Raw genomic sequence first — 10,961 nt, 5'->3', positions numbered from 1 at the left:
ATCAGCCCGGTAAACAGACTATAGTATAGGGCTGGCCAGATGGTTTTGCGCAGGGTCTTTCCTTCACTGCCCGGCAGCTCAGTCCCGCTCGGCGCCTCTGAGGATGGCGTGCAGCAACTCTTCCGCGTCAAACTTGGTCAGCGCCTCGTCAGCCCCCACCTGCCTGGCATAGCTCACGCTCATTTCGCTGTTCAGCGAGGTGTGGAGAATGATGTAGGGCTGTTTGAGGGAACTGCTGTCACGTACGTTAAAGGTCAGCTCATAACCATCCAGCCCCGGCATTTCAATATCGCTCACCAGGATATCGATGGGGTTGCCGTCGCTGTTGGCATTGACCATCAAGTCGAGCGCGTCCTGGCCGTTGGTGGTGACAAAATAGGTGACGTCCTTGCTGTCCAGTGCGTCGGACAACTGCTTCCGCGCAACCTGGGAATCATCCACCAGGAGAATGTTCAGGCCCTTCAGGGTTTCACGCTGCACGTCCGTCAGCACCACATCGCCAGGAGCGATGGAATCCGGATACACCCGTGCCAGCAGCAGCTCCACATCCAGCAACTGGACAATCTGGTCCTCAATGTTCAGTAATCCGGTAATGAAAGCCCGGTCACCCAGGCTCGTGGGCGGAGGCATGACATCCTTCCACTCAGCCTCGACAATTTTCCGCACGCTGCGGATCAGGAAGCCGATTTCCCTGCGCTGAATATCGGTCACGATGATGGACGCGGTCTTGCGTTCTTCCGACGTCAATGGCTGATAACCAACGGCTGCAGCCATATCGATGACCGGTACCGCCGAGCCCCGAAAACTCATGGTACCGACCACCGCCGAATGGCTGTGAGGCAGTCTGGTCAACGGAACAAACGGCATGATTTCGCGGATTTTCAGGGTGCCCAGGCCGAAAGGCCGGTGACTTGTCAGATAGAACAGCAACAGTTTCTGGGGGTGCTTGGTGCCCTCGGCCATAACCTTGTAACCTGTCTGGAACTTTGCGAAAAGTGATTCGGGTCGACAATAACATGCCGGCCCCTCTCAAATTGTAAGATTTTGCAGCCGGCGGCCACCCGAGATGAATGCCCGATGAAGAACCTGACTTTCTCCTCCCACTACGCCAGGTCTGTCCTGTACGGCCTGGAGAAAGCGGGTGGCTATTCCGATGAACTGCTGCGCAATAACGGAATTGATCCGGATTTCATTCACCCGCCACGGGCGCGGGTACCCACCGAGCAGTTCATACGTCTGTTCCGCCTGGTATGGGGCAGGCTGGATGACGAGTTCATGGGCCGCACTGCACAACCCTGCCGTGTCGGACATTTTCATCTGATGGGATCGCTGGCGGTGCACAGCGATAACCTGGAGGAGGTCATTCGCCAGAGCATTCGCTGTTACCGGCTGTTCTCGGACGATATCGTGATCGAACTGGACACCAGCGGCGAGGAGGTAGAGCTGAGCATTACCCACCGCCGCCCGGAGCTGGATCCGGACAACTTCCTGGTGGAGTGGCTGTTACTTGTGTGGCACCGTCTGGTGGGCTGGCTGATTGGCCGCAAGATTGTGCTCAGCCATGCCACCTTCCGGCACGGGCTACCGGGACACTTCGACGAATACCGCTTTGTGTTTCCCTGCCGGTGCACCTTTAATCGCGACCGTAACAGCCTGTTTTTCAGCCGCAACTACCTGGACATGCCGGTAACGCGAACGCCAGCCGAGCTGAACGACTTCATCGCCCAGTCGCCCCGCAACCTGCTGATCTGGACAGATGACGACGACAGCCTGACCACCCGGGTGCGGCAGAGTCTGGAAATTGTGGATAACGAGCGATTACCAACCCTGGAGCAGGTGGCGGAAGAACTGCACATGACAGCCTATACCCTGTCGCGAAAGCTCAAGGCTGAGGGTAGCTCTTACCAGAAGATCAAGGACAACCTGCGGCGTGACCAGGCGGTCATCCTGCTCACGCGGCAGAACCTGACGGTGTCGGAAATTTCATCCCAACTGGGGTTTACCGAGCCCGGCGCCTTTTCCCGTGCCTTCAAGCACTGGACCGGGCTCAGCCCACTGGCCTACCGCAAGCAGGACCAGTAGTTTCCGCTTCACTTTTACAGCAGTTCGATCGCCACGGCCGTACCTTCGCCGCCACCGATGCACAAGGATGCCACGCCGCGTTTGAGGCCACGCTGTTTCAGGGCATTGATCAGGGTAACCATGATACGCGAGCCGGAGGAACCAATGGGATGGCCCAGGGCACAGGCGCCGCCATGGACGTTGACCTTGTCAGCGTCCAGCCCGAGTTCGTTGATGGCCGCCAGGGTAACCACGGCAAAGGCTTCGTTGATCTCGAACAGATCCACGTCGTCGCGGCTCCAACCGGCCTTTTTCAGTACCTTTTCGATGGCACCGATGGGCGCGAGGGTGAACTCTGCCGGCAGGCGGGCATGAGTGGCATGGGCGACAATACGGGCCTGGGGTGTGAGGCCGCGCTTTTCGGCTTCTTCGCGGGAGGCCAGTACAATCGCCGATGCGCCATCGCTGATGGAGCTGGAGTTGGCGGCGGTGACGGTGCCGTCTTTGGCAAAGGCCGGTTTGAGCTGGGGGATCTTTTCGGGCCTGGCTTTGCCGGGTTGTTCGTCGGTATCGACAACAGTGTCACCACCACGGCCGGAGACGGTCACGGGGGTAATTTCGTCGGCGAAGCCACCATTCCTGATAGCCGCCAGGGAGCGCTCGAGGGAGGCGATGGCGAAGTTGTCCATGGCTTCGCGGCTGATATCGTACTTGTCTGCGGTGCGTTGGGCGAATACGCCCATGAGGCCACCTTCGTAGGCGTCTTCAAGGCCGTCGAGGAACATGGAGTCCATGATCTGGCCGTGGCCCATGCGATAGCCGGCGCGGGCCTTGGGCAGCATATAAGGCGCCTGGCTCATGTTTTCCATGCCGCCGGCGATCATGATGCTGTTGGTACCGGCTTTGATCTGGTCGTGGGCCATGATCACGGCCTGCATGCCGGAGCCGCACATTTTGTTGATGGTGGTGCAACCGCTGGAATCAGGAATGCCGGAGGCGCGCGAGGCCTGACGTGCGGGTGCCTGGCCGAGGCCACCAGGCAGTACGCAGCCCATGATGACTTCCTGGATGTCGGCGGGCTGCAGGCCGCTTCTTTCGATGGCAGCCTTGATGGAGGTGGCGCCCAGGTCCGGGGAACGCACGGAGCTGAGGTCGCCCATCATGCCACCCATAGGGGTTCTTGCGGAGCCTGCTATTACTACTTCTGTGTTTGACATTTTTCGTGGCCTCTTTATCTGGTAAGACTGCTAGTCGGGAGTTGGCCGGGTGGCGACCATCCCTCCGGGACACGCCGTGAATACATCCATGTAGGCTCGTAAAAAACATCCCTGTTTTTTACGGTCCCGGAGGGATGGTCGCCACCCGGCTTCCAGGCTGTGAGTTATCTCTGAGTCCGTCGGATTTAAGCTTTTCCCAGAACGGACCTAGCTATGATTTCTTTCATTACTTCGGAGGTACCGCCGTAGATTCTCTGTACCCTCGCGTCGATAAACGCCCGCGAAATCGGGTACTCGCTGGTGTAGCCGTAACCACCGAACAACTGCAGACAGCCGTCGGCTACCCGGCACTGCATTTCCGTGGCGCTGTACTTGGCCATGGACGCCGTGGGTGCGTCGAGCTCCCCTTTTTCGTACAGGTCGATGCATTCGTCCACGAAGGCACGGTTGACGCGGCAGTCGGTTTCCATGCGGGCGATTTCGAAGCGGGTATTCTGCAGTTGGGCCAGTTTCTGGCCGAACAGTTCCCGTTCCTGGGAATAGGCGATGGTCAGGTCCAGGGCGCCGCGTGCGGCAGCGACGCCGAGGGCGCCGATGACCAGGCGTTCGCGGGGAAGTTCACGCATCAGGTACATGAAGCCCTGGCCTTCTTCACCCAGCAGTGCCGAGGCGGGAATGCGCATGTCGGAGAAGAACATTTCCGAGGTGTCGCCGGAGTGCTGGCCGATTTTGTCGAGGTTGCGGCCCTTGCTGTAGCCCGGCAGCGAGGTATCCACCAGGAACAGGCTGATGCCACGGGCACCGGCTTTAGGGTCGGTTTTGGCGGCAACGATGACCATGTCGGCATGCTGGCCGTTGGTGATGAAGGTTTTGGAACCGTTGAGGATGTAGTTGTCCCCGTCCTTCACCGCGCCGGTGCGGATGGCCTGCAGGTCACTGCCGGCACCCGGTTCGGTCATGGCAATGGCGCCGACGGCTTCGCCGGAGACCATTTTGGGCAGCCAGTGCTGTCGCTGTTCCTCGTTGCCAATGTGGCTGAGGTAGGGGGCAACAATGTCGGAATGCACCATGACGTTCGTGGACAGTGCGCCGAAGCCCAGGCGGGCCATTTCCTCGCCCACCACAACGGAGTACTGGAAGGGCGCGCCGCAGCCGCCCCAGTCTTCGGGCACGTCAACGCACAGCATGCCGGCGTTGCCCAGGGTGTTCCAGAGCTCCCGGGGTACAATGCCGGATTTCTCCCAGGCTTCGTAGTGGGGAGTCACCTCGGTTTCCAGGGCCTTGATCACGGATTCCCGGAACATCCCGAGCTCTTCTTTATCAACAACGCTGGTCATGGTTGTCTCCTGCAATTACTTGGGCGCCATGCGCAGGGCGCTGTCGAGGCGGATAACTTCGCCGTTGAGGATGGGGTTGCGTACCATCTGGTCTACCAGCATGCCGAATTCCTCTGCCTTGCCCAGGCGTTTGGGGAACGGCAGTGTGGCCGCCAGGCTGTCCTGCACTTCCTGGGGCATGCCGGCCATCATCGGGGTCATGAAAATGCCCGGGGCGATGGTGTTCACGCGGATACCTTCCCGCGCCAGCTCCCTTGCCGACTGCAGGGTCATGGCTACAACCCCGCCCTTGGAAGCGCTATAGGCCGCCTGGCCAATCTGACCCTCAAAGGCGGCCACAGAAGCGGTGGATATAATCACGCCCCGCTCACCATCGGCGTTGGGCTCACGCTGGGCCATGTCTGCGGCAGCCAGGCGCATGATATTGAAGGTGCCAACCAGGTTGACCTGGACAACCTTGCTGAAGTTCTCAAGCGGCATCGGGCCCTCCTTGCCGAGAATCTTGGCGGCCGGGGCGATGCCGGCACAGTTGACGGCGATGCCGCACAGGCCGTGGGCATCACGGGCAGCTTTCACAGCTGCTTCGGCGCTCTCCGCAGAGGACACGTCACAGGCAATGAATACGCCGCCAATATCCTTCGCTACTGCTTCGCCCTGTTCTTTCTGCAGATCGAAAATGGCCACTTTGCAGCCGGCAGCCGCCAGCGCACGGGCAGCGCCTTCGCCAAGGCCTGAAGCGCCACCGGTTACAATGGCTGGTACACCCTGAAATTCCATGGTTATCTCCCGATATCAGCGTCGCCGGCGCAGCCCGGTGGCCCGCCGGCGAACAGTTCGAATTTGGACAGGCAGTCAGTCTGTCTCAGTCACCTCCTGGGCGCCATGACATAACCGAACAGGAAATTTGATAAAAATTGACACGCCGGGGCCGGAATTCCTGCCGGCACCGGCGCTTACCGCCCGCGGTCAGAGATTCTTGGCGTTGTCCCGCAGCACAAACTTCTGGATCTTGCCGGTGGAGGTTTTTGGCAGTTCACTGAATACGATGGTCTTGGGCACCTTGAACTTTGCCATCCGCTCCCGGCAGAACGCAATGATAGCGTCTTCACTGATATCCCCGGCCTCCGGTTTGAGGGTGACGAAGGCGCAGGGTGTCTCGCCCCACTTTTCATCCGGCCTGGCCACGACGGCGGCCTCGAGGATATCAGGATGGCGGTAGAGCACATCTTCCACTTCAATGGTGGAGATGTTCTCGCCACCTGAGATGATGATGTCCTTCAGGCGGTCCTTGATCTCGGCATAGCCGTCGGCATGCCACACTGCCAGATCACCGGTGTGGAACCAGCCACCTCGCAGGGCTTCGGCGGTAGCCTTGGGATTTTTCAGATAGCCCTTCATCACCGTGTTGCCACGCAGGAAGATCTCGCCGATGGTCTTTCCGTCTTTCGGCACCGCTTCCATGCTGTCCGGATCCCCCACCATCATGCCGGCCAGGGTGTGGTAACGAACCCCCTGCCGCGCCTTGATGCGGGTGCGATCTTCTGCCGGCAGGTCGTCCCATTCGGATTTCCAGGCGCATACGAGCACCGGGCCATACACTTCTGTGAGGCCGTAAACGTGGGTAACGCGAATGCCCATCTCTTCAATGGCCTCAATCACCTTGGCCGGAGGAGCCGCGCCGGCAGTCATTGCCTGAACAGTGTGGCTGAAGCTCGATTTCGCCGCTGGAGGAGCCCCCAGCAGGGTATTCAGCACAATCGGCGCACCGCACATGTGGCTGACCCTGTGCTCGCTGATCAGCTTCAGAATCTTCTCCGGATCCACCTTGCGCAGGCATACGTGGGTACCGGCAAAAGCGGTGATGGTCCAGGGGAAACACCAGCCGTTACAGTGGAACATCGGCAGCGTCCACAGATACACCGGATGCATACCCATGGACCACACTGCCTCGTTACCCATGGCATTCTCATAGGCTCCGCGATGGTGGTACACCACTCCTTTCGGGTTGCCTGTGGTGCCGGAGGTATAACACAGCGAAATCGCGTCCCACTCATCGGCAGGCATCTGCCATTCAAATTCGGGATCACCGCCGGCCAGGAAGGCTTCGTAGTCCAGGTCACTCACCTGTGTGCCACCGCCGCCAAATTCCGGATCATTGACATCAATCACCTGCGGCGGGTTATCCAGCAGACTGAGTGCTTCATTGATGACCTCGCCAAACTCGCGGTCTGCAATCAGCACCCTGGACTCGCCATGCTCAAGCATGAAGGCAATGGTCTTCGCGTCCAGTCTCGTGTTCAGTGCATTCAGCACCGCACCCAGCATGGGAACACCGAAATGGCATTCCAGCATCTCCGGAATATTCGGTAGCATCGCCGCCACCGTATCCCCCTTGCCCACGCCCTTCGACGCCAGGGCCGACGAGAGGCGTCGACAGCGTTCATAGGTCTCCTGCCAGTTACGGCGGGTTTTGCCGTGAATCACAGCCGGGTATTCCGGATACACGCTGGCGGTACGCACCAGGAAATCCAGCGGTGTCAGAGGCGCGTGGTTTGCATCCGTGGGCTCAAGGCCCTGATCAAAGATCGAAGCCATACAGGTCTCCTGATGTTGTTGTTCTGGATTGGCATCCTGATCCCATGACTATAGGGCAACAGACCGTTTTTGACACTTTCACCATACACCGAAATTTTTTACGCCTGCCACCCGAATTCGATTCTGAAAATACTTTACGTTTACGTAAACTTTATCTAACCTAAGTCTTAAAAAGGAAACCGCCATGGACATCAAGAAAACTTACAGCATCAGCGAGCTCGCCAAAGAGTTCGATGTCACTACCCGAAGCGTACGTTTTTACGAAGACCAGGGCCTGCTACACCCCACCAGACGGGGACAGACCCGCATCTTCAGCTCGAAAGACCGGGTACGCCTGAAGCTGATCCTGCGGGGCAAGCGCATGGGCTTCTCGCTGTCGGAAACCAAGGAACTGTTCGACCTGTGGGATGAAACCCTCAGCGGCAACGAAAAACAGCTCCTGCTGATGCTGAACACCCTGGCCAACAAACGGGCACAACTGGAGCAGCAGAAGAACGACATCGCCCAGGCGGAAATGGAAATGGATACGGCAGAGGCCCGGTGCCGGGAAGCCCTTGCCGAGCTTCAGAAGAAAAAGCTTCAACAAGCGAAAGCTGAGAAAGAAGAGCCAGTTGAACAGAAATAACGGGAATGACAAGGCAAGCGGGCAGGGCTTCCGAAACACGCTGTAAATACGTCCCTGTACGCTCGGCTCCGCCATCCATGGCTCCGCACGGTTTCGGAAGCCCTGCCCGCTCACCTTGTCAGCCAACTCTCTGCAAAGATCAAAAGGTAGCCAACAATGAAAGCACAATACTCAGAGTTCAATTTCGGCCTCGGCGAGACGGTAGATATGCTCCGCGAGCAGATCAACGGGTTTGCCGCGAAAGACATCGCACCCCGTGCCGAAGATATTGACCGGGACAACCTGTTCCCCAACGATCTGTGGAAAAAGTTCGGTGACATGGGCCTGCTGGGTATTACCGCTGACGAAGCCTACGGCGGCTCCGGCATGGGCTACCTGGCACACGTGGTGGCCATGGAAGAAATCAGCCGCGCTTCTGCCTCCGTAGGGCTATCCTACGGCGCGCATTCCAACCTGTGTGTCAACCAGATAAACCGCAACGGCTCCGACGAGCAGAAAGAGAAATACCTGCCCAAGCTCATCAGCGGTGAACACATCGGCGCCCTGGCCATGTCCGAACCCAACGCCGGTTCCGACGTCGTGTCCATGAAACTCAGCGCCAAAGACGCCGGCGATCACTACGTGCTCAACGGCAGCAAAATGTGGATCACCAACGGCCCCGACGCCCACGTCTACGTGATCTACGCCAAAACCGACCCGGCTGCAGGCCCGCGCGGCATCACCGCTTTCATCGTCGAACGCGACACCCCGGGATTCAGCCAGGCCCAGAAACTGGACAAACTCGGCATGCGCGGCTCCAACACCTGTGAACTGGTATTCGAAGACGCCAGGGTGCCCAAGGAAAACGTCATGGGTGGCCTCGGCAATGGCGCCAAAGTCCTCATGAGCGGCCTCGACTACGAACGCCTGGTCCTCTCCGGCGGCCCGCTGGGAATCATGCAGGCAGCCATGGACGTAGTCGTTCCCTACATCCGCGAACGCAAACAGTTCGGCCAGGCCATCGGTGAATTCGAACTGGTCCAGGGCAAAGTCGCCGACATGTACACCTGGATGAACACCGCCAAATCCTACGTCTACATGGTCGCCATGTCCGCCGACCGCGGCAACACCACCAGAAAAGACGCTGCCGGCGCGATTCTCTATTCAGCGGAAATGGCAACCAAACTCGCCCTGGATGCCATCCAGTTGCTGGGCGGTAACGGCTATATCAACGAATATCCCACAGGCCGTTTGCTGCGGGACGCCAAGCTTTACGAAATCGGAGCCGGCACGTCCGAAATCCGCCGGATGCTGATCGGCCGCGAACTGTACCTGAACAACTAAGGGTAATAGCACGAGGAAGGAAGCCAAGCAGGCGACCAGCACAAATGAACAACAAGGGTCTGGGGGCATGGTGCTCCGGGACCGTAAAAAACAGGGACGTTTTTTACGAGCCTACATGGACGTATTAACGGCGTGTCCCGGAGCGCCATGTCCCCAGACCCGATGCACGGACTCACATGCTATGACGATACTCCAAAGCAAGATCAACCCAAGGTCCGAAGAATTCCAGGCCAACCAGGAATCCATGGCAAAAGCCGTGGCAGACCTGCGGGACAAAGTAGCCACGATTCAACAGGGTGGCGGCCCCTCCTATCAGGAACGCCACATCGCCCGTGGCAAACTGCTCCCCAGGGAACGCATCAACCGCCTCCTCGACGACGGTTCTCCTTTCCTTGAGGTGGGCCAGTTCGCCGCCTACAACGTCTACGATGAAGAAGTCCCTGCTGCTGGTGTTATCGCCGGCGTAGGCCGCGTCTCCGGCACCGAATGCATGATTATCGCGAATGATGCCACCGTAAAAGGCGGGAGCTACTACCCGCTGACGGTGAAAAAACACCTTCGTGCCCAGGAAATCGCCCTGCAGAACCGCCTGCCCTGCATCTACCTGGTCGATTCCGGCGGCGCCAACCTGCCACGGCAGGACGAAGTCTTCCCGGACCGTGACCACTTCGGCCGCATTTTCTTCAACCAGGCCCGCATGTCTGCTGACGATATTCCCCAGATCGCCGTAGTCATGGGCCTGTGCACCGCCGGCGGCGCCTACGTGCCCGCCATGGCCGACGAATCCATCATCGTGCGCAACCAGGGCACCATCTTCCTGGCCGGTCCGCCGCTGGTAAAAGCCGCTACCGGTGAAGTGGTCAGCGCCGAAGACCTGGGCGGCGCCGACGTGCACTGCAAAGTCTCCGGCGTGGCCGACCATTACGCCGAAAACGATGCCCACGCCCTGGAAATCGCCCGGCGCTGCATCTCCAATCTCAACCGCCGCAAGCCGGCCGACGTCGAGATCCGCAAGCCCAGGGCGCCGCTGTTCGACGCCGAAGAAATCTACGGCATCGTCGGCACTGATTTGCGCAAACAGTTCGATGTACGGGACGTGATCGCCCGTATCGTCGACGGTTCTGAATTCGACGAATTCAAACGCTATTACGGCCAGACCCTGGTCACCGGCTTTGCCCATATTCACGGCTACCCGGTAGGCATCATCGCCAACAATGGCATCCTGTTCAGCGAGTCTGCGCAGAAAGGGGCGCACTTTATTGAGCTGTGTTGCCAGCGCAACATCCCGCTGCTGTTCCTGCAGAATATCACCGGTTTCATGGTGGGCCAGAAGCACGAAGCCGAAGGCATTGCCAAGCACGGCGCCAAGATGGTGATGGCCGTGGCCTGCGCCGAAGTGCCCAAGATTACCGTACTGATTGGCGGCAGCTTCGGTGCCGGTAACTACGGCATGTGCGGCCGCGCCTATAGCCCTGACTTCCTGTGGATGTGGCCCAACGCCCGCATCTCGGTAATGGGCGGCGAACAGGCAGCCGGCGTGCTCGCCACCGTCAAGCGTGAAGGAATGGAGCGCAAGGGTCAGCAATGGAGCTCCGAAGAAGAGGCGCAGTTCAAGAAACCCATCGTCGACTCCTACGAACACCAGGGCCACCCCTACTATGCCAGCGCCCGGCTGTGGGACGACGGCGTGATTGATCCGGCCCAGACCCGGGAAGTGGTTGCCCTGAGCCTGTCCGCCACCCTTAACCGCCCGGCCAAGCCAACACGCTTCGGCGTGTTCCGCATGTAACGGAGGACAACGCC

General features: G+C 59.2%; 9 protein-coding genes. 4 read left to right on the top strand and 5 right to left on the bottom strand.

Annotation, left to right across the window (positions count from 1 at the left end; all coding sequences use genetic code 11):
* Positions 1-78: 78 nt before the first annotated feature.
* Positions 79-963 (bottom strand): chemotaxis protein, encoded by an 885-nt coding sequence (locus DIT72_RS07230; RefSeq protein WP_135954481.1) that lies wholly within the window; start codon positions 961-963, stop codon positions 79-81.
* Between the two features lie 114 nt (positions 964-1,077).
* Between DIT72_RS07230 and DIT72_RS07225 the strand changes: the two genes are divergently transcribed.
* Entirely contained in the window at positions 1,078-2,082 is a 1,005-nt protein-coding gene (locus DIT72_RS07225; RefSeq protein WP_135954480.1) for an AraC family transcriptional regulator, read from the top strand.
* Positions 2,083-2,096: 14 nt separating this feature from the next.
* On the opposite strand, the gene DIT72_RS07220 is transcribed toward DIT72_RS07225, so the two are convergent.
* The 4 genes from DIT72_RS07220 to DIT72_RS07205 all read right to left on the bottom strand — a co-directional run bounded on the left by DIT72_RS07220 (position 2,097) and on the right by DIT72_RS07205 (position 7,210).
* Positions 2,097-3,278, bottom strand: coding sequence for a thiolase family protein (locus tag DIT72_RS07220; RefSeq protein ID WP_135954479.1), 1,182 nt, complete (start codon positions 3,276-3,278; stop codon positions 2,097-2,099).
* A 185-nt stretch (positions 3,279-3,463) separates the two neighbouring features.
* Positions 3,464-4,615: an acyl-CoA dehydrogenase family protein gene (locus DIT72_RS07215; protein WP_135954478.1), complete on the bottom strand. Its 1,152-nt coding sequence runs from the start codon at positions 4,613-4,615 to the stop codon at positions 3,464-3,466.
* A gap of 15 nt (positions 4,616-4,630) precedes the next feature.
* Positions 4,631-5,392, bottom strand: coding sequence for an SDR family NAD(P)-dependent oxidoreductase (locus DIT72_RS07210; RefSeq protein WP_135954477.1), 762 nt, complete (start codon positions 5,390-5,392; stop codon positions 4,631-4,633).
* A 189-nt stretch (positions 5,393-5,581) separates the two neighbouring features.
* Positions 5,582-7,210 (bottom strand): acyl-CoA synthetase, encoded by a 1,629-nt coding sequence (locus DIT72_RS07205; RefSeq protein ID WP_135954476.1) that lies wholly within the window; start codon positions 7,208-7,210, stop codon positions 5,582-5,584.
* 184 nt (positions 7,211-7,394) lie between these two features.
* On the opposite strand from DIT72_RS07205, the gene DIT72_RS07200 reads away from it, so the two are divergent.
* The 3 genes from DIT72_RS07200 to DIT72_RS07190 all read left to right on the top strand — a co-directional run bounded on the left by DIT72_RS07200 (position 7,395) and on the right by DIT72_RS07190 (position 10,947).
* Positions 7,395-7,835 carry a MerR family transcriptional regulator gene (locus DIT72_RS07200; RefSeq protein WP_135954475.1) on the top strand — a complete coding sequence of 147 codons (441 nt, stop codon included), beginning with the start codon at positions 7,395-7,397 and terminating at the stop codon, positions 7,833-7,835.
* Positions 7,836-7,991: 156 nt separating this feature from the next.
* A complete protein-coding gene (locus DIT72_RS07195) occupies positions 7,992-9,158 on the top strand; it encodes an isovaleryl-CoA dehydrogenase (RefSeq protein ID WP_135954474.1) in 1,167 nt (388 codons plus the stop codon).
* A gap of 181 nt (positions 9,159-9,339) precedes the next feature.
* Positions 9,340-10,947 carry a carboxyl transferase domain-containing protein gene (locus DIT72_RS07190; RefSeq protein ID WP_135954473.1) on the top strand — a complete coding sequence of 536 codons (1,608 nt, stop codon included), beginning with the start codon at positions 9,340-9,342 and terminating at the stop codon, positions 10,945-10,947.
* Positions 10,948-10,961: the final 14 nt, after the last annotated feature.

The organism is Marinobacter orientalis, assembly GCF_004792665.1.
In the GTDB taxonomy this organism is placed as follows: Bacteria; Pseudomonadota; Gammaproteobacteria; order Pseudomonadales; family Oleiphilaceae; genus Marinobacter; species Marinobacter orientalis.
The sequence above is the reverse complement of the archived record's forward strand: the minus strand, read 5'-3'. Positions and strand labels throughout refer to the sequence as shown.